Source organism: Cronobacter universalis NCTC 9529 (assembly GCF_001277175.1).
GTDB classification, from domain to species: Bacteria; Pseudomonadota; Gammaproteobacteria; order Enterobacterales; family Enterobacteriaceae; genus Cronobacter; species Cronobacter universalis.
Window position 1 is genome coordinate 1877364 of record NZ_CP012257.1, and the last position, 20041, is coordinate 1897404.

The window sequence follows — 20041 nt, forward strand, 5'->3', positions numbered from 1 at the left end:
AACGTTTCGGAATATCTATTATCGTTTATACACGAGCTCAAACAATAATTATTTTCACAAGCACCTGTGGCTGTGTTGTTTGATTTTTATTCATTAATTAATTCCCCAGAGTAACCAATCCCTACTAATATCTGTCTTAAGAAAGAGCCTATAGCTTCCGTTTTTCCTATTGAAAAGCCGCAAAGATTATGTTTTCAGCGTCTGGTTTACTGCCGTTTTAATATATTCTCCCCGCCCTAAAATAGCCTTATTTGCGTATTGCAAGGTAAGGATAATCCTAAAAGAGTGTCTCTCTAGAAGAGCTAAATGCTTGTAAAGTTTAGCTTTAGTGAAAAGTCACTGAGAGTGACATTTTTGCATATTGCTGATTTTAAAGGCTTTTTATATTTGGTAAAAATTTGCAATAAGTAACGATGTAGCTACACTAAAACCAGCTTTATGACGGCTCAAGGGATGGGCAAGATGTCGGATAAATAACTGCCTCGGGCAACAACGCTCCGAGAATTGACGTGTGTCTGATACACGGCGGGTTAATTATTTAATAGCAGCATAACCCTGATACTGATAATTAAGGTAGGTATGGCGATGACGCTTTCTTCATCTGCCAGTAATGGCTACGCCTTTATTTTACCCCCGGAAATACCCACGCAGCAGGGTCCGGAAGGCATTTTTTACGATTTTAACGACGGCGCCAGGCTACTGCTTCCGGCAGGCGACTGGCGCGTCGAAATAAGCGATGACGAAACGGGAAATATACTTTTTGCGAGTGATATCGCCGAAGGCTGGGTGATTAGCACCAAAAAATACTATGTGCCGTTTCGGTTGCAGGTCTGGAAGAAAGGGGAGAGCGAGCCGCTGCTCGATCACGCGCTCGATATGCGCGACAAACCGGTTTTGATCTCCTTTCCGACCGGTACGCTGGGCGACCTCGTGGGATGGGTGCCTTACGCTGAACGCTTTCGTCAGACTTACGGCTGCCAGGTGGAATGCACCATGGCGCAGCCGATAATCGATCTTTTCGCGCCAGTCTACCCGGAACTGCAGTTTTACGCGCCGGAGCGCTGGGCGAGCCAGCGCACTCACCGCGAACCGCCTTACGCCACCTGGCGCGTCGGACTGTTCTTTCAGGGCGATCTCGACAAACAGCCGTTTGACTTTCGCGCCGTCGGTTTGCACCGCACGGCCGGGCATATTCTGGGTGTCGACCCGAGCGAAATCGTTCCCGATCTGCGCGTGAATTCGCCGCGCCAGATAGCCGAACCCTACGTCTGCATCGCCACGCAATCCACCAGCCAGGCCAAATTCTGGAATAACGGCAGCGGCTGGCATGAGGTTATCGAATTTCTGAAAGCGCAGGGCTATCGCGTCCTGTGCATCGACAAAGAGCGCGTCGTCGGACGCGGCTACGTCTGGAACAAAATCCCGCACGGCGTAGAGGATTTCACCGGCAACCTGCCGCTGCGCGACCGCGTGGCGCTGCTGGAACACGCGGAATTTTTCATCGGCCTCGGCAGCGGTCTTTCCTGGCTTGCCTGGGGCTGTCGCATTCCGGTGGTGCTGATTAGCGGTTTCAGCCTGCCGGCCAGCGAGTTTTACACCCCCTGGCGCGTCATCAACACCCACGTCTGCAACGGCTGCTGGGATGACGTGCGGCTTAATTTTGACCATCAGGACTATTTCTGGTGTCCGCGCCACAAAGGCACGGACCGGCAGTACGAGTGTACGCGTTTTATCACGGGTAAACAGGTGATTGGCCATTTACGTCGGCTGATCTCTCTGAAAAGCAACCCATTCGACATCAAAACAACAGCATTGGCAGACCCAAATCAGCACGCCGCATAACGGCGTCTGAGCGGGTTTCGAGGGCATCAACATGAAGAGAAGTCTTAATTGCAGTTACCGGCTGGTGTGGAGTGAAGTCCAGCGTGCGTTTATCGTGGTCTCCGAGCTCACCAGAGCGAAGGGCAAACGCGCCAGCGGGGCGGTGTTGTTGACGGCGGCGGTAGGGAGTTCGCTTGCCAGCGGCGGGGCGTTCGCGTTTACGCCCGATGTCACCTCGTCGGTGCAGGATGAGCTGGTGCAGAACGGCACCCAGCAGGTTCTGGTCGGCGGGACGACGACGAATCATACTATCGGCGCGCTGGGCAATCAGATTGTCGCGGGCGGCCTTGCACAGAAAACCACGCTGAACGACGGCGGCGTACAGGTTGTCCGCCAGCAGGGCGTGGCGACCGGCACCACCATCAACGATGGTCTGCAGGTGATTGAAAAAGACGGCCAGGCGCAGAGAACCGTGATCCTGGACGGCGGCGTGCAGCAGGTGGAGGGTTCTGCCGTCCATACCGTGGTCGGCAACGGCGGCGAACAGCATGTGCTGACCAGCGGTACGGCGACCACCACCATCATCAACAACGGCGGCACCCAGTCGGTTGACGGCACGTCCATCTCCGCCGTGGTCAACGATGGCGGTCATCAGCTGGTTGAGCGCGGCGGTTACGCCCGTAACACCACCGTCAACGACGGCGGCATCCAGTATGTCAGCGCAGGCGGCTCATCCTCTGACGGCGTGATTTTCGGCGGCGGCATCCAGCAGGTCTCCGGCACCGCGTCCGGCACCAGCATCAACGACGGCGGCAGCCAGCAGGTCCAGGTCGGCGGCCAGTCCCGCGACGCGCAGATCAATAACCGCGGCACCCAGGCGGTGGACGGCACGGCGATTTCCGCGATTGTAAAAGATGGCGGCACCCAGATAGTCAACCGTGGCGGCCTTGCGAAAAACACCCAGGTCAACAGCGGCGGTCTGCAGCATGTGTCGCTTGGCGGCGCGTCTGCCGATGCCCACCTCTTCGGCGGCACGCAGCAGCTGGCGGGCACGGCTTCAAATACCCAGATCGACGCCGGCGCCGAGCAGCATATCGAAGCGACCGGGCTTTCCGTCAGCGCGACGGTCAACAGCGGCGGTCTGCAGAATGTCGACGGCACGGCTAATTATGCGACCATCAAAGACGGCGGTGTGCAACTGGTGCAGACCGGCGGCCATGCCAACAGCACCGTGGTGCGCGACGGCGGCATCCAGGACGTGGCGCTGGGCGGCTCGGCGTCTGACTCCATTCTTCTCGGCGGCACCCAGCAGCTCGCGGGCAACGCGGGCGGCACCATCATCGGCGACGGCGGCGTACAGCATGTGAAAACCGGCGGCTCGGCGTCCGGCTCGCTGATTAACGCCGGCGGCTTACAGCGCGTCGACGGTACCGCGAAAGACACCACCATCAACGACAAAGGCATCCAGCTGGTCAACAGCGGCGGCCTCGCGGACAACACCGCGGTTCACAGCGGCGGCCTGCAATACATCGCCCAGGGCGGCGCGGCCTCGGAAGGCGTCGTCTTCGGCGGCGGTATTCAGCAGGTGTCCGGCACCGCGTCAGGCACCAGCGTCAACGACGGCGGCTCCCAGCAGGTGCAGGTGACCGGTAAAGCGATCGGCACCCAGATCAACAATCGCGGTACCCAGTCGGTTGACGGCACGGCAATTTCTGCCGTGGTAAAAGACGGCGGCACTCAGCTTGTTAACAGCGGCGGCCTGGCGAAAGATACCCAGGTCAACAGCGGTGGCCTCCAGCACATCGCGGTGGGCGGGGCGTCTGCTGACGCGCACCTCTACGGCGGCGTTCAGCAGCTCGCGGGCACCGCGTCTAACACCCAGATCGATGCGGGCGCGGAACAGCATATCGAAGCGACCGGTAAATCGGTCAGCGCGACCGTGAACAGCGGCGGCCTGCAAAACGTCGACGGCACCGCCAATTTCGCGACCGTGAACGACGGCGGCACCCAGCTGATTCAGGTCGGCGGCCACGCCAACAGCACCGTCGTGCGCAGCGGCGGCGTTCAGGATGTGAAACTCGGTGGCGCGGCCTCTGGCTCCATTCTGCTTGGCGGCACCCAGGAGCTGGCGGGCACCGCGGGCGACACCATCATCGGCGACGGCGGCGTACAGCATGTGCAGGTGGGCGCGAACGCCTCCGGCACGCTTATCAACGCAGGCGGTTTACAGCGCGTGGACGGCACCGCGAAAACCACCACCATCAACGATAAAGGCATTCAGCTGGTCAACCGCGGCGGCAAAGCGGACAGCACGACGATTAACAGCGGCGGCCTGCAATATGTGGCGGAAGGCGCTTCCGCCTCCGACAGCGTCGTCTTCGGCGGCGGCATCCAGCAGGTGTCCGGCAACGCGTCCGGCACCAGCGTGAACGACGGCGGCTCGCAGCAGGTGCAGGTCACCGGTCAGGCGACCGGCACGCAGATCAACTCTCGCGGCACCCAGGCCGTTGACGGTACGGCTATTTCCGCCATCGTCAAAGACGGCGGCACCCAGATTGTTAACAGCGGCGGTCTGGCTAAAAACACCCAGGTCAACAGCGGCGGTCTGCAACACGTCTCCGTGGGCGGGGCCTCTGCCGACGCGCACCTCTTTGGCGGCGTGCAGCAACTGGCGGGCACCGCGTCCAACACGCAGATCGACTCTGGCGCGGAGCAGCATATCGAAGCGACCGGTAAATCGGTCAGCGCGACCGTGAACAGCGGCGGTCTGCAGAATGTGGATGGCACCGCGAACTACGCCACTATCAACGACGGCGGCGTACAGCTGGTGCAGAACGGCGGCCACGCCAACAGCACCGTGGTGCGCGACGGCGGCGTACAGGATGTGAAATTCGGCGGCGCGGCGTCTGATTCCGTTCTGCTCGGCGGCATTCAGTCGGTCTCCGGCACCGCGGGCCGCACCGTGATCGGTCAGGGCGCTATTCAGCATGTGAAAACCGGCGGTCTGGCTTTCGCATCGCTGGTGAACGCGGGCGGTCTGCAACGCGTCGACGGCACGGCCACCTCGGCGGTCGTGAATAAAGACGGCATCCAGCTCGTCAACAGCGGCGGTCTGGCGCGCGCCACCACGGTCAACAGCGGCGGCCTGGAGCATATTAACTTCGGCGGCGCGTCTTCCGACGGCGTTATCTTCGGCGGCGGCGTGCAGGTGGTCGCGGGCATGGCGTCCGGCACCAGCATCAGCGACGGCGGTCTCCAGCTCGTCACCAAAACCGGTATGGCGAACGATACCCACGTCAACCGCGGCGGTGTACAGAGCGTTGACGGCACCGTGACGTCCGCGGTCGTGAAAGACGGCGGTACGCAGATCATCAATAACGGCGGCCTGGCGCGCGGTTCTATTGTGACCGACGGCGGCCTGCAGCACATCAACAAAGGCGGCGCGTCCTCTACCGCGAAAATCTTCGCCGGCGGCACCCAGGTGGTGGCCGGTACAGCGTCCGGCACCAGCATCGGCGACCGCGGCACGCAGCTCGTGCAGGAAAGCGGTAAAGCGGTGGACGCGCAGATTAACCAGGGCGGCACCCAGGCGGTTGACGGTACGGCTATCTCTGCGGTCATCAACGACGGCGGCCTGCAAATCGTCAACGTCGGCGGTCTGGCGGCGGGCTCTATCGTCCACAGCGGCGGCGTCCAGCATGTGAAACTGGGCGGCGCGGCGTCTGACGGCACCGTCTTCGGCGGCGGCACGCAGCTGGTTGAAGGCACCGCGTCCGGCACCAGCATCAGCGACGGCGGCGTACAGCTCATCATGGCGAGCGGCCAGGCGAAAGGCACGCTGGTCAACAGCGGCGGCGTACAGCGCGTGGACGGCCAGTCCTTCGATGCGGTGATTAATAACGGCGGGCAGCAGATTGTCGACCCGTACGGCTGGTCGCGCAGCACCGTGATTAACGCCGGCGGCTCCCAGATCCTGAGCAACTCGGCAGTGGCTATCTCTACCGTGATGAACGGCGGCGAGCAGCACGTTAACAACGGCGCGCAGGCGCTGGCGACCCGTCTGCTGGGCGGCACGCAGAATATCAGCAGCGGCGGCAAGGCCTTCGATACCCGCGTCGAGAAAGGCGGCGTGCAGAACGTTAATTCCGGCGGCTACACCTACGGCGGCACCATCTCCACCGGCGGCAGACAAAACGTCTTTACCGGCGGCACTACCGATTTCACCTTCGTGGATGGCGGCCTGCAGGTCGTTGACGGCACCTCTATTGTCAGCATCGTTAAAAATGGCGGGCGTCAGATAGTCAACAAAAATGCCAACGCTGAAGTCTCGATTGTTATTGATGGCGGCGTGCAGGATGTTTATGGCACCACCACGGGCTCGGAAATCACCAGGGCGGAGCAGCGCGTGTATGAAGGCGCGAACGTCACCTCGACTTGGCTTAACGACAATGCGAAGCAGACCGTCTACAACGGCGCGGTGGTTACCGAAACCCGTAACCGCGGCGGCGAGCAGAACCTGCTGAGCGGCGCTCGCGCCGTCAACACGGTGATGGAAACTGGCGCGGTTCAGAACATCGCCGCAGGCGCGACGGCGGTTAACACGTCGCTGATTAACGGCTCCGTGCAAAACGTGCGTGGTACCGCAGACGGCGCAGATTTCTCAGCCAACACGGTGCAGAACGTTTACCGCGGCGGGGTAGCGAAAAACACCGGCCTCTATTCCACCGGTGTGCAGAACATCTACAACGGCGGCCAGACCTTCAATACCAATATTGAAAACGGCGGCATTCAGAACGTGCTGACCGGCGGTACGGCGACCAGCACCACCATCAACCTGGGCGGTACGCAGAACGTCAACAGCGGCGGTACGGTTATCTCGACCATCATCAAGGCGGGCGGGATCCAGAACGTCAATGACGGCGGGATTGTTATCGACAACACCGTGGTCGGCGATCAGGTCGTCAACAACGGCGGTACGGTGGCCTCGTCTACCGTCAGCGAAAACGGCAGCCAGAGCGTGACGCTGGGCGGTACGGCTATCGCGACCACCGTGACCAAAGGCGGCGTACAGTTTATCCGTAAAGGCGGCGTGGCCGACCAGACCATCATTCAGCAGGGCGGTATGCTGGCGGTGGCGGATGCCGCCGAGGCGACCAACATCGACCTCAACAGCGGCGCGGGCATTATCGCCAGCACCGACACCACCGTTAACGGCACCAACGCGCAGGGTCAGTTCTCCATCGCTAACAAGCTGGCGAACAGCCTGCTGCTGGAAAGCGGCGGCGCGCTCACGGTCGCGGCGGACGGTATCGCCAACAACACCGTGGTGCAGAACGGCGGTAAACTCAGCGTGGCGGATGGCGGTATCCTGACCGGCACCACGGAGCTGAAAGACGGCTCCTCCATCGCGGGCAACGTCACCAACACCGGCAAGCTGAGCGTGACCACCGATAAGAGCGACAACACGATTGCCGCGAATATCAGCGGTACCGGCAGCCTGTATAAAGAGGGCGACGGCAAACTGACCGTCAGCGGCATTCTGAACCAGACCGGCGGCACCTGGCTGCAGAGCGGTACGCTGGTGTTCAGCGGCCTGGAAGCGGTGACGGACGTTATCGCGCAGCTTGGCACCTCGCTGCAACTGACCAACGGCACCTCGCTCACCGGTATGATTGACCCGACCGATCTGACGGTAGATGCAGGCTCCACCTGGCTGATGACCGGCAACTCGCTGCTTGACGACCTGACGCTGGGCGGCAACATCGATTACCAGGCACCGACGGGCGCGTTTGTTCCGAAAACCCTGACGGTCACTAATCTGACGGGCAACGGCGGCACCATCACCCTGAACACGCTGTTCCAGGGCGGTACGGCGACCACCGACAGCCTGATCATCAACGGCGGCACCGCGACCGGCAACACCCGCATCGCCATCCGTAACCAGGGCGGTCTGGGCGCACGCACCACCGGCGACGGTATCCAGGTCGTGAACGCCATCAATGGCGCGACGACGACGGACAACGCCTTCAGCCTTGCCAATAACCTGCAGGCGGGGGCGTATAACTACAGCCTGCGTCAGGGCGCTGGCAACGAAAGCTGGTATCTGACCACGGCGTCCGGCAGCGGCAACGAAAACGGCCCGCAGAACTACCGTTCGGCCATGTACCTCTACAGCTCGCTCTATGCGCAGGCGATGGACTACGACAGCGCGCTGCTTGGCTCGCTCGACAGCCGTCGTTACGCGGCGCGCAGCCCGTCCGGGGATGGCAGCAACGTGTGGGCGCGCTTCCAGGCCGGCCAGCTGAACCATGAACATGGCGGTTCGGATCTGCGTAACGGCAACACGCCGGAAAGCAAAGGCGGCTACACCTTCCTGCAGATCGGTAGCGACCTGTGGAGAGGCCAGGCGTCCTCCATGGAATGGGGTGTCGGCATCTACGGTGCGGCGGGTCTGTCAGCTATCGACGTTCAGCGCAGCGAGAAATCGAAAGCGGGTACGGTACGTGACGACGCGTACAGCGTCGGTCTGTATGTTAACGGCGTGCATGAGAGCGGCTGGTGGGTTGACGTGGTGGCGCAGGGTACGCGTCATAACTTCGATACCAACCCGCGCGACGGCGACGGTATGAAGACGCACGGCTGGGGCTATGTCGGCTCCTTCGAAACCGGCCTGCCGTTTGATATCGGCAGCGGTCTGGTGCTCGAACCGCAGGTGCAATACCAGTACCGCGGCGTGAACCTGAAAGATGGTGGCGACGATGCCGCTGACGTGCAGTTTGGCGACGGCCACAGCCAGCAGGTGCGTGCCGGTCTGCGCTTTGGCAACAACGCGACGCTGAAAGAGAGCGGCAAACCGGTTCCGGTGAGCTGGTGGGTGCGTCCGTCCTTTATCCAGACGTTTGACTCCAAAGGCGACGTGAACGTGAGCGCGCCGGGTGTGGCAGGTAGCGAGGTCTCCTTCAATCCGGATCAGGACGGCACCGCCGCCGCGCTGGATGTGGGTCTCGACGGTCAGATCCGCGACAACGTGACGCTGGGCGTTCGCGCCGGCTACACCAAAACCATCGACGACGCCGGCACCGGCGGCTACGGCGGCCAGGTGACGCTGAAAGTCAGCTTCTGATAACAGGCAATGTGAACAGCCGCCCCACACGGGGCGGCTTTTTTTTGCGTGTAATAAAGGAAGAGGAATGGATGTGGTGGCGGCATCAGCGTCACGTGGTTCGTAGGGGGGGTAAGCGTAGCGCACCCACCGTTTACGTTTTGGGAAAATACCGGGAAAGGGAAATAGTCCAGGCCGGTGTACGCGTTCCGTTCGCCATAACGCCGCCTTTATATGGGCGCTCATCTCACGCGAACGTGCAAAGGGGGCTCGCCGCCGCCCCCTTTGCAATCCCGGCTCCCGGCGGAAAATCGCCCCTGCGGGGAAGCCTCGCCTTATTCCCTCCGGCCACGGGTCGGGCATGACAATACCTCCCTGTATTGTCATGCCCTCGCACCGGGTCCCTCCGGTGCGCCCCGGCCTGCGGCGAAACGGCGAAGCCGATTTTTTTTAGCCGGAGCAAAACCACCAACATCGCCGCCGCGTGGTTCGTAGGGTGGGTAAGCGAAGCGCACCCACCATGACCATCACACGCCCAGCCGATCGCGCAGGCTGTAATACGCGGCACCCATCGCGGTAAACGGGATCTGGAACGAGCGCCCGCCGGGGAACGGATAATGCGGCAGCGTCGCGAACGCGTCGAAACGCTCGGCGTCGCCGCGCAGCGCCTCGGCGATAAGCCTGCCGGCAAGGTGCGTACAGGTCACGCCGTGGCCGCTGTCGCCCTGCATATAATAGATGTTGTTCTCAAGCCGCCCGAACTGCGGCATTCGCGAGAGCGTCAGCAGGAAGTTCCCCGTCCAGCGGTAATCAATTTTCACGCCTTTCAGCTGCGGGAACGTCTTCAAAAGCTTCGGCATGATCAGCCGGTCAATGTCATCCGGGTCGCGCGCGCCGTAGACCACGCCGCCGCCATACAGCAGACGGTTGTCCGCCGTCAGACGGTAATAATCGAGCAGATAGTTACAATCCTCGACACAATAATTATTCGGCAACAGCGACGCCGCCACGTCCGGGGCCAGCGGCTCGGTCGTCACTACCTGCGTGCCGCACGGCATACTGCGCCGCGCGAGCGCAGGCTCAAGACGCGTGCCGAGATAGGCGTTGCCCGCCACAATCACATAGCGCGCCGTCACCTGGCCCTGCGCGGTTTTCACCACTGCAGGCTGGCCGTGTGTAATACTCACCGCCGCCGACTGCTCGAAAATCTTACCGCCGAGCGAGCGAATCGCTTCCGCCTCGCCGAGCGCCAGGTTCAGCGGATGAATATGGCCGCCGTTATGGTCAAGCAGCGCGCCGGTATAACGATGGCTCGCGATTTCGCCGCGCACCGCGTCGGCATCCAGCAGCTCAAGACGGTTATTGCCGTAGCGCTCCCAGGTGGCCTTTTGCTCCATCAGCCCGAGATATTGCTTGCGGTTCAGCGCCACAAACATCCCGCCAGGGCGGTAGTCGCACTGAATGTCGTAACGCGTAATGCGCTCGCGGATGATCTCGCCGCCCTCAAACATCATGCTGCCGAGCATTCGCGCCGTTTCTGCGCCGTAGCGCGCCTCGATAACGTCGATATCGCGGCTGTAGGAGTTCACCACCTGGCCGCCGTTGCGCCCGCTCGCGCCAAACCCAATCCGCGCGGCCTCCAGTAACACCACGTCATAACCTTGCTCCACCAGATGCAGCGCCGACGAAAGACCGGTATAGCCGCCGCCGACAATACAGACATCGCACTGGAGCGACTCCGTGAGCGTCGGGAAGGGCGCATGCGGGTTGGCGCTTGCGGCGTAGTAGCTGTTTACATGTTCAGTCATGACTGTGCTCCAGGCTCATCCAGATGGTTTTCAGTTCGGTGAATTTTTCCAGCGCGTGCAGCGATTTATCGCGCCCGTTGCCGCTCTGCTTATAGCCGCCGAACGGCACGGTCATATCGCCGTCGTTATAGTTATTGATAAACACGGAACCCGCCTTCAGCCGCCGGGCCATACGGTGGGCGCGGGAGAGCGAGCGGGTCCAGACGGCGGCGCCGAGCCCGTAGTCGCTGTCGTTCGCGAGCCGCAGCGCTTCCTGCTCGCTGCTAAACGTGGTGACCGCCAGCACCGGACCGAAAATCTCCTCGCGGGCGACGCGCATCTGATTATCCACGTCGGTAAAAATCGTCGGGCCGACGCAGGCCGGGTGGGGCTGCGCGCAACCATCGAGCCACAGCGTCGCGCCCTCGGCCTGGCCAAGCTCAATATAGCGACGCACGCTGGCGGCGTGATCGTCATCGATCAGCGTGCCCATGGTGGTCTGCGGGTCGAGCGGATCGCCCGGCGTAAAGCTTTGCGCATGGGCTTTCACGCACGCCAGAAACGCGTCTTTAATGGAGGCTTCCACCAGCAGGCGCGTACCGGCGATGCAAACCTGACCCTGGTTATAGAAGATCCCGGCGGCAGCCGACGCCGCGGCCTGGTCGAGATCCGGGCAGTCGGCGAAGACGATATTGGCGCTTTTGCCGCCCGCTTCGAGCCAGACGCGCTTCATGTTCGATTCGCCCGCGTCTTTAAGGAGCTGTTTGCCGGTGCGGGTGGAGCCGGTAAAGGTCATCACGTCCACATCCGGGTGCAGCGAGAGCGCCTGGCCCGCCTCGTGGCCGAAGCCCGGTATCACATTCAGCACGCCGTCCGGCAGCCCCGCTTCACGCGTAAGCCCCGCAAGGCGCAGCGCCGAGAGCGGCGATTTCTCAGACGGTTTGAGCACCACGCTGTTACCGGCGGCAAGCGCCGGGCCCAGCTTCCAGCAGGCGAGCAGCAGCGGGAAATTCCAGGGCACCACGGCCGCCACCACGCCGACCGGCTCGCGCACGATCATCGCAAGCGACGCGTTATCGGTGGGCGCCACCTCGCCATAGAGTTTATCGACCGCTTCGGCGTACCAGCGCAGCGCGCGGGCGGCGCCTGGAATATCATCACGCAGGCTATGGCGAATCGGTTTGCCGGTGTCGAGCGACTCCAGCAGCGCCAGCTCCTCGTGATGCTGCTCCATTAGCGCGGCCAGGCGCATGAGCGCCGCTTTGCGCGCGGCGGGCGCCGCCTGCGACCAGTCGCCGCGCTCGAACACCGCGCGGGCGCTCGCCACCGCGGCGTCAACGTCGCGCTTCGCGCCGCGTGCCACCTCAGCAAGCGTCTCGCCGGTGGCCGGGTTGACGACGGTAAAGGTGTCGCCGCTCGCGGCCTGGCGGTAAGCGCCCTGATAAAATAACCGGCCTTCGATGGACAGCCGCGCCGCCTTATCCTGCCAGTAGCTTAAATTGTGAAATTCCATAGCCTCTCCTGTTATAACAAAGGGTTAGCGCGTGTAAGGCGGCGGTTCCGCCTGAATTTTCGACGCAGAAGCCCGCAGGCGAAAAAAGCCCGTTTAGCTCAGGTCAGATGCGGCCCGTGTCAGGCGCGCCCGGCGTCTTCTTCCAACCGAACGCGCTGAACGGTTATCAGAAGGTGGTGGGCGTATGCGCGCTGATGATGCGGCAGATCCCGGCCGAGGTATTGCTGAAGCTGTGAGGTATGCCGGTGTTGATGGCATAGCTCTGGCCTGCGGTCAGGTGAAACGTCTGGCCGTTGACGGTCAGCACGATTTCCCCTTCCAGCAGGGTGCCAATCTCTTCACCCTGATGTTTAATCCTCTCCCCGGTCGTGGTGCCGGGCTGGTAGGTTTCAAAGAGCATCGCCAGCGTGCGATGCGGATCCCCGTTATGAATCAGCTTCATCGAGACGCCCTGGCTGCCTATCTCAATCAACTCATCCTGATTGATGACGACCTGCGGTTCGTCCGGTTTTTCTGGTTCGGCAAAAAATTCCGACAGCGAAAGCCCGTACACCTTCAGCAGCTTTTGCAGCGTACTGATGGCCGGACTCACTTTGTCCTGTTCAATGGTGCTGATAGCGCTATGCGTAAGCCCGGAAAGTTCAGCGACGCGGCGCTGCGACAAACCCAGTTGCTGGCGGATCTGCGCTAAACGCTTCCCCGGCGCCAGGGTGACATCGCTCATAGAGTCTCTTCCTTCATAGTAACGTCAGGCGGGTCGGGGCTTTTCGGCCCGAAACCCCCGACAGGCGGTAATAAAACCTTCAAACAACAGCCGCGAGAGTGCGTACTCGCTGCTGTTCCATTCCGGGTGCCACTGCACCCCCAGTGCAAACGGGTGATCGATAACGCTTGCAGCTTCCACAAGGCCGTCCGGCGAGCGCGCTTCCACGCGCAGCCGCGCGCCCAGCGTGCGGGCACCCTGGCCATGCAGCGAATTTACCCAAAACGTGTTGCAGCCCGGTATCAGTTTGCCAAGAAGCCCTCCCGGCACCACCTGTACCTCGTGCGAGGGCGCGTACTGCTGATCCAGCGGCAGTTCAGGATCTTCGCGGTGTTCCAGCAGTTCCGGCTCGTCAAACAGCCGACGATACAGCGTCCCCCTGGTGGCGACAACCAGTTCCTGAAGCCCGCGACAGATGGCGAAAAGGGGGATGCGCCTTTCCAGCGCGCGCTCAATCAGCGCGATGCTCAGAGTGTCCCGCCCGGGGTCGGCGGCAGGCTCATCGCCGTTTTCACCATACAGGTGCGGCTGGACGTTGCTGGGGCTGCCCGGCAGCATAATGCCGTCAAGCTCCGCGAGCAGCTGATCGAGGAGTACGGGTTCAGCGACGATATGGGGCAGGGGCACCGGCAAGCCGCCAGCGTTCAGCACGGCGTTAATGTACTTCTCTTGCAACGTCTGGCTTGGGTGCCCCTTGATACTGTTTCTGCACATCACGACGCCTATCATCGGCCTGTTAAATATAATGCCCATACAATCCTCTCGCGCTGGTCTAAATTATGCACAAACGCCACGTTTGCACCGCCATTTGTTCAATATTTTCTCAATCTAGCAGCGCTGTAACTAAAATTCAAACGTCATTTAACATTTGAAAAACATTTATGTTGCATCTAGATTCTAAAAATGGAAATTATATCGAACGGTCTGAATGCCCTGACCGGTATCTGCAACAACGGCGGTGAATCATGGAAACCAATATTGTGGAAGTAGAGAACTTTGTGCATCACAGTGAAGAGAGGCGAACCAGTGCGTTTGCGCGCGAAGTGAATGCCTACCTGGAGCGTTACCCGTTGACCGAGTATGTCGACGTAATGCTGACGGATCTCAACGGCAGTTTTCGCGGCAAACGCATTCCTGTGACGGGTCTTTTGAAAGTCGAGAAGGGTTGTTATTTCCCGGCCTCGGTCTTTGCGATGGATATTCTGGGCAATGTCGTGGAAGAGGCGGGGCTGGGGCAGGATCTCGGCGAGCCGGACCGCCGCTGCGTGCCGGTCCTGGGAAGCCTGGTGCCGTCGGCCACCGACCCGGAGTATCTCGGGCAGCTCCTGCTCACCATGCAGGATGAAGATGGTACTCCCTTTGACGTTGAGCCGCGCAATGTGCTTAACCGCCTCTGGCAGCAGTTGCGCCAGCGCGGTCTGCACCCCGTGGTAGCGGTAGAGCTGGAGTTCTATCTCATTGACCGCCAGCGCGACGCCGAAGGCTATCTCCAGCCGCCGTGCGCGCCCGGCACCCAGGATCGCAACACCCAAAGCCAGGTCTATTCGGTGGACAATCTCGACCGCTTCGCCGATGTGTTAAGCGATATCGACGAGCTGGCGCGCATGCAGCAGATCCCCGCCGACGGCGCAGTGGCCGAAGCCTCGCCAGGCCAGTTTGAAATCAACCTTCACCACACCGACAACGTCTTACAGGCCTGCGATCACGCGCTGGCGCTCAAGCGCCTCGTGCGGCTGGTGGCCGAAAAACACGGCATGCAGGCCACCTTTATGGCCAAACCCTATGAAGAGCACGCCGGCAGCGGGATGCACATTCACATCAGCATTGTCGATGACAACAGGCAGAACGTGCTGGCGCTTCCTGACGGCGAAGATTCCGACCTGCTTAAGCAGGCGCTCGCCGGCATGATCGACATGATGCCCGCCTCGATGGCGCTGCTGGCGCCGAACGTTAACTCCTACCGCCGCTTCCAGCCGGGGATGTATGTCCCGACGCAGGCCTCCTGGGGTCACAACAACCGCACCGTGGCGCTGCGCATTCCCTGCGGCGATCGCGACAGCCACCGCGTGGAATATCGCGTGGCGGGCGCGGATGCGAACCCTTATCTCGTGATGTCTGCGGTGCTTGCAGGTATAGTGCACGGCCTGGAAAACGACTTGCCGCTGCCCGAGGCGGTGGAAGGCAACGGTCTGGAGCAGGAAGGAACGCCGTTTCCTATCCGCCAGAGCGACGCCCTGTACGAATTCCAGGTTCATCCGGCGATGCGCGAGCGGCTGGGCGCGCGGTTTTGCGAGGTCTTTCACGCCTGCAAAAACGACGAGCTTATCCAGTTCGAGCGGCTCATCACCGAAACGGAAATTGAGTGGATGCTGAAAAACGCCTGACGGCTGGCCTGAAACTTTCCCCGCTTTTATGGCAGGCGGGCGTTATCCAGGCTACAGGTTGTTTATACCCAAAGCGGATTCAGTACGCACCATGCCGCGCCACAGAAGGCCGCGGCGAAAGCTCGCCGGGCCTGTCGTGCCGGCGTTTCCGGTGTCGCGTGAAGGAATAGCGCGCGGCAGCGGTTTACAGACGACGTTCAGGATACGTTACGAGGATAATGAGATGGTGCCACTTTATGTCTGTCCGCTGCGCGCGGGCACCCGCCTGAGCCGCAGTAATTACGGGCCCGCGCCCGAGGCTTTGCTTCATCCGCGTTTTCAGCGCGCGTCACGACGACTCCCTCCGGCCTCTGTTTCACGACGAATCACAGAGACGAAAGGGGGAACGCGCGATGGCGATTAACTACGATCTCAACGTTGCCGCGGCGCGTCCGCAGCTGCGCAAATCGCTTAAACTCTGGCAGGTGGTGATGATGGGCCTGGCCTATCTGACCCCGATGACCGTGTTCGATACCTTCGGCATTGTCTCCGGCATCAGTAACGGCCATGTGCCGGCCTCCTATTTACTGGCGCTGGCGGGCGTGCTGTTTACCGCCATCAGTTACGGCAAACTGGTCAAACGCTTCCCGACGGCGGGCTCCGCCTATACCTACGCCCAGCAGGCGATTAACCCGCACGTCGGGTTCCTGGTGGGCTGGTCGTCGCTGCTCGATTATCTGTTCCTGCCGATGATCAACGTCCTGCTGGCCAAGCTCTATCTCTCCGCGATGTTCCCGGAGGTGCCGCAGTGGATCTGGGTGGTGCTTTATGTGGGCATCATGACTGTCGCGAACCTCAAAAGCGTCAACCTGGTGGCGAACTTCAATACGCTGTTTGTCATGGTGCAGGTGGCGATCATCGCGGTATTTATTTTCCTTGTGATCCACGGCCTGCATAAGGGCGAGGGCACAGGCACCATCTGGTCGGTACAGCCGTTTGTCAGCGAAAATGCGCAGCTGTTGCCGATTATCACCGGGGCGACCATCGTCTGTTTTTCGTTTCTCGGTTTCGACGCCGTGACGACGCTCTCAGAAGAGACGCCGGATGCGGGCAAGACCATTCCGCGCGCGATTTTCCTGACGGCGCTTTACGGCGGCGTGATTTTCATCGCGGCCTCGTTTTTTATTCAGCTCTTTTTCCCGACGATGGGGCGCTTTAAGGAGCCGGATGCGGCGCTGCCGGAGATCGCGCTCTACGTGGGCGGCAAGCTGTTCCAGTCGGTTTTCCTCTGTTGTACGTTCGTAAACACGCTGGCGTCCGGCCTTGCGTCGCACGCCAGCGTGTCGCGCCTGCTGTATGTGATGGGCCGCGATAACGTGTTCCCGGAAAAGGTGTTCGGCTATGTGCACCCGAAATGGCGCACGCCCGCGCTGAACGTGATTCTGGTGGGCGTGGTGGCGCTGAGCGCGCTTTCCTTCGACCTGGTGACCGCGACGGCGCTGATTAACTTCGGCGCGCTGGTGGCGTTTACGTTTGTGAACCTCTCGGTGGTGAATCACTTTTTCCTGCGGGAAGGGCGCAATAAAGGCTGGAAGGACCGGATTAACTTTCTTGTCCTGCCGCTGGTGGGCGCGCTGACGGTCGCGGTGCTGTGGCTGAACCTGGAGAAGAGTTCGCTGACGATGGGGCTTATCTGGGCCGCGCTGGGGCTGATGTATCTGACATGGCTGACGCGCCGTTTCCGCCGCCCGCCGCCGATGTTTAAGGGTGAATGAGCCGTTCAGCGGTGGTGTATACGGTGGGTGCGCTGCGCTTACCCACCCTACAAGAGAAGCCCACCGTCGTCGTAGGACGGGTAAGCGCAGCGCACCCGCCAGTAAACGAAAATCACCGTCATCGTAGGGCGGGTAAGCAACGCGCACCCGCCATCGAGCATGTATTCAGGTGATATATACCCGGTCGGTGAACGCGTTCCGTTCGCCCTGATGTCACCCGCATATGAAGGGGGCTCTCACGCGAACGTGCAAAGGGGGCTCGCCGCCGCCCCCTTTGCAATCCCGGCTCCCGGCGGAAAATCGGCCTCATGGGCCGATTTTTTTTTAGCCGGAATAAAACCAACACCTTACCGTTCGTTTTGTGGCCGGGTAAAAAAACGGTGGGTGCGCTTCGCTTACCCACCCTACAAGGGAAGCCCACCGTCGTCGTAGGGCGGGTAAGCAACGCGCACCCGCCAGCAAGCGAAAACCACCATTACCGTAGGGCGGGTAAGCGCAGCGCACCCGCCATCGAGCATCTATTCAGGTGATATATACCAGGTCGGTGAACGCGTTCCGTTCGCCCTGATGTCACCCGCATATGAAGGGGGCTCTCACGCGAACGTGCAAAGGGGGCTCGCCGCCGCCCCCTTTGCAATCCCGGCCCCGGCGGAAAATCGGCCTCATGGGCCGATTTTTTTTTAGCCGGAATAAAACCAACACCTTACCGTTCGTTTTGTGGCCGGGTAAAAAAAACGGTGGGTGCGCTTCGCTTACCCACCCTACAAGTGAAACCCACCGTCATCGTAGGGCGGGTAAGCATCGCGCACCCGCCAAAACCCCAAACGCCTATAACGCTTCTTTATCGATTCCCAGCCGCTTCATTCTGGAAAGCAGCGTGGTGCGCTTCACGCCCAGACGCGCGGCGGCGCCTTTCGGCCCGGCGATCACGCCGTTGGTTTCCTTCAAAACCCTTGTTATCCGCGCCACCTCGTCTTCGCCGTCGCGCACCTCGACGGCCGGCGGCGCGGCCGGTTTTTTCGCCGGGCGCAGCGTCAGCTCCGGCAACGAGAGCTGCAACACATTGCCGCGCGTCAGCAGGACCGCGCGCTCAATCACATTCTCCAGCTCGCGCACGTTGCCCTGCCACTCCATCTCGCTCAGGACGTGCAGCGTTTCGGCGGGAATACTGTCGATGCTGCGGCCCAGACGGCGCGCGATCTTAAAGGTGAACGCCTTCACCAGCAGCGGAATATCCTCCGGGCGCTCGCGCAGCGGAGGCAGGTGGATCGGGAACACGTTCAGGCGGTAATAGAGATCGCTGCGAAACTCGCGGTCCGCCACCATCTGCCGTAAATCGCGGTTGGTGGCGGCAATCAGCCGCACGTCGGTCTGGATGACTTTGTTGCTGCCGAGCCGCTCAAACTCCTGCTCCTGCAACACGCGCAGCAGCTTCGGCTGCAAATCCAGCGGCATATCGCCCACTTCATCCAGAAACAGGCTGCTTTTATCAGCGAGCTCAAAACGCCCGATGCGCTGGGCGCTGGCGCCGGTAAACGCGCCGCGCTCGTGGCCAAAGAGATCGCTTTCCAGAAGCCCTGCGGGCATCGCCGCGCAGTTCATCTTCACCATGCGCCGCCCGTTGCGGTCGCTCAGGTTATGAATCGCGCGCGCGATAAGCTCTTTGCCGGTGCCGGTTTCACCCAGGATCAGCACTGTGCTGTCGCTTTTGGCGACCATCTCCACCTGCTTCATCACGGCCATCATCGCATCCGAGCGCCCGATGATCTCGCCGAAATCCGCCGGAACATTATTAATCTGCTCGGTCAGCGCCAGGTTTTCATCCACGAGCCGCTCTTTAAGGCGGTGGATCTCCTGGTACGCCAGCGCGTTATCCACCGCAATCGCGATGCGCTCGGCAATCTGGCGCAGCAGTTTGAGGTTGGCGGCGGTGAAAATATGCTCCTCGCACTGCGCGAGCTTCAGCACGCCCAGCATCTTCTCGCCGAACATCAGCGGCAGCAGACAGATGGTCTGGATCTGGTTATCCCACATCTCAAACAGCATCTGTTCGTAAGGCGCGAGATCGTCGCGCTGGTGCAGATTCACCAGCAGCATTTCGCGCGAGCTGAACACGCGCGCCGAGAGCGTGCCTTTCTCCTGCACCTCGCTCTGATCGTGCAGCGGCGCGGCCTCATCGACATAGTGCGTGGAGTAAATCGTCAGTTTGCCTTTGCGCGCCGCCGGCAGGACGATACTGATGGAATCGATGCTGAAATAGCGGTGGATCTCGTGAGAGATCTCGGTCACCAGTTCGTCGAGATGCAGTTTGGAGAGCACCGCGTTAGTGATGGCGACCAGAATGCGAAAGTCGTCGCGCTCGCGGCACAGCAGCGCGTAATCCTGGCTGTTGCCAAGCCGCGTCTGGATTTGTTCCGCCGCGACGCTCACGATTTGCGTGAGTGTTTGTAGCCGTGAAAACGCTTTTTCGCTAAAGCTTTCGTGCGTGTCGCGAATAAACTCGCAGCCGCCGAAAATATGCCCTTCGGCGGCGAGCGGCGCCAGGCAGTAGTAGCCAAACGCCGAGTAGAGCGGGAGCGCGGCAAGCTGCGGCCAGGTCTCGGCGAATTCGTCATACCGGCAGTGCAGCACCTCGGGGCGCGAGAGCAGCCGACGCACCGGGCCGTGAGAGAGCACCGTTTCGTCTTCATACGTCACGGCATTGCCGACGCTGTCGACGCTGTAAAAACAGGTACGCTGATGTTTCGGGTGATACAGCAGAATGTTAACCCGATCCGCCATGCCGGAGGCGTTGAGCAGCGATTTCAGCGCCTCCGCCAGCGCGCAGAGATCGGGCTGGCGCATCAGAGTGCGAGTGATGTCGAACAGCCCTTGCTGGCCGAGATCGCTCATGGGTGTGTATGACATTGGCTCATCC

At 61.0% G+C, this 20041-nt stretch carries 9 protein-coding genes; 4 read left to right on the top strand and 5 right to left on the bottom strand.

The annotated features are described in order from the left end of the window. The first annotated feature begins 579 nt into the window (after nt 1-579). Together AFK65_RS08590 and AFK65_RS08595 are read left to right on the top strand one after the other, a co-directional pair. Nucleotides 580-1842, top strand: a complete 1263-nt coding sequence (locus AFK65_RS08590) for an autotransporter strand-loop-strand O-heptosyltransferase (protein ID WP_007696859.1) — start codon at nt 580-582, stop codon at nt 1840-1842. Nucleotides 1843-1873: 31 nt separating this feature from the next. Continuing rightward, complete coding sequence (locus AFK65_RS08595) at nt 1874-8944, top strand: AIDA repeat-containing protein (protein ID WP_038857346.1); 7071 nt, start codon at nt 1874-1876, stop codon at nt 8942-8944. A 506-nt stretch (nt 8945-9450) separates the two neighbouring features. On the opposite strand, the gene AFK65_RS08600 is transcribed toward AFK65_RS08595, so the two are convergent. From AFK65_RS08600 to puuD, 4 genes are all read right to left on the bottom strand, one after another. Then, the gene (locus AFK65_RS08600; protein WP_038857344.1) at nt 9451-10731 is read right to left on the bottom strand and encodes an NAD(P)/FAD-dependent oxidoreductase; all 1281 of its coding nucleotides are present in this window, start codon (nt 10729-10731) and stop codon (nt 9451-9453) included. Next, a complete protein-coding gene (puuC, locus tag AFK65_RS08605) occupies nt 10724-12223 on the bottom strand; it encodes an aldehyde dehydrogenase PuuC (RefSeq protein ID WP_038857343.1) in 1500 nt (499 codons plus the stop codon). The genes AFK65_RS08600 and puuC overlap by 8 nt, the downstream gene beginning before the upstream one ends. 166 nt (nt 12224-12389) lie before the next feature. Beyond that, on the bottom strand, nt 12390-12947 hold the full coding sequence (gene puuR, locus AFK65_RS08610; protein ID WP_007696881.1) for an HTH-type transcriptional regulator PuuR: 558 nt from the start codon (nt 12945-12947) through the stop codon (nt 12390-12392). 24 nt (nt 12948-12971) lie between these two features. Further along, complete coding sequence (gene puuD / locus AFK65_RS08615) at nt 12972-13739, bottom strand: gamma-glutamyl-gamma-aminobutyrate hydrolase (protein ID WP_007696884.1); 768 nt, start codon at nt 13737-13739, stop codon at nt 12972-12974. Between the two features lie 212 nt (nt 13740-13951). On the opposite strand from puuD, the gene AFK65_RS08620 reads away from it, so the two are divergent. Together AFK65_RS08620 and AFK65_RS08625 are read left to right on the top strand one after the other, a co-directional pair. After that, a complete protein-coding gene (locus AFK65_RS08620; protein ID WP_007696887.1) occupies nt 13952-15370 on the top strand; it encodes a glutamine synthetase family protein in 1419 nt (472 codons plus the stop codon). A gap of 392 nt (nt 15371-15762) precedes the next feature. Continuing rightward, a complete protein-coding gene (locus tag AFK65_RS08625; RefSeq protein ID WP_007696890.1) occupies nt 15763-17124 on the top strand; it encodes an APC family permease in 1362 nt (453 codons plus the stop codon). A gap of 828 nt (nt 17125-17952) precedes the next feature. Here AFK65_RS08625 and flhA read toward each other — a convergent pair. After that, on the bottom strand, nt 17953-20031 hold the full coding sequence (gene flhA, locus AFK65_RS08630; RefSeq protein WP_038857342.1) for a formate hydrogenlyase transcriptional activator FlhA: 2079 nt from the start codon (nt 20029-20031) through the stop codon (nt 17953-17955). Nucleotides 20032-20041: the final 10 nt, after the last annotated feature.

Excerpts from the sequence above, each read along its gene's own strand:
- AFK65_RS08590 (WP_007696859.1), top strand. The coding sequence starts at position 580 with ATGGCGATGACGCTTTCTTCATCTGCCAGTAATGGCTACGCCTTTATT.
- AFK65_RS08595 (WP_038857346.1), top strand. The coding sequence starts at position 1,874 with ATGAAGAGAAGTCTTAATTGCAGTTACCGGCTGGTGTGGAGTGAAGTC.
- AFK65_RS08600 (WP_038857344.1), bottom strand. The coding sequence starts at position 10,731 with ATGACTGAACATGTAAACAGCTACTACGCCGCAAGCGCCAACCCGCAT.
- puuC (WP_038857343.1), bottom strand. The coding sequence starts at position 12,223 with ATGGAATTTCACAATTTAAGCTACTGGCAGGATAAGGCGGCGCGGCTG.
- puuR (WP_007696881.1), bottom strand. The coding sequence starts at position 12,947 with ATGAGCGATGTCACCCTGGCGCCGGGGAAGCGTTTAGCGCAGATCCGC.
- puuD (WP_007696884.1), bottom strand. The coding sequence starts at position 13,739 with ATGGGCATTATATTTAACAGGCCGATGATAGGCGTCGTGATGTGCAGA.
- AFK65_RS08620 (WP_007696887.1), top strand. The coding sequence starts at position 13,952 with ATGGAAACCAATATTGTGGAAGTAGAGAACTTTGTGCATCACAGTGAA.
- AFK65_RS08625 (WP_007696890.1), top strand. The coding sequence starts at position 15,763 with ATGGCGATTAACTACGATCTCAACGTTGCCGCGGCGCGTCCGCAGCTG.
- flhA (WP_038857342.1), bottom strand. The coding sequence starts at position 20,031 with ATGTCATACACACCCATGAGCGATCTCGGCCAGCAAGGGCTGTTCGAC.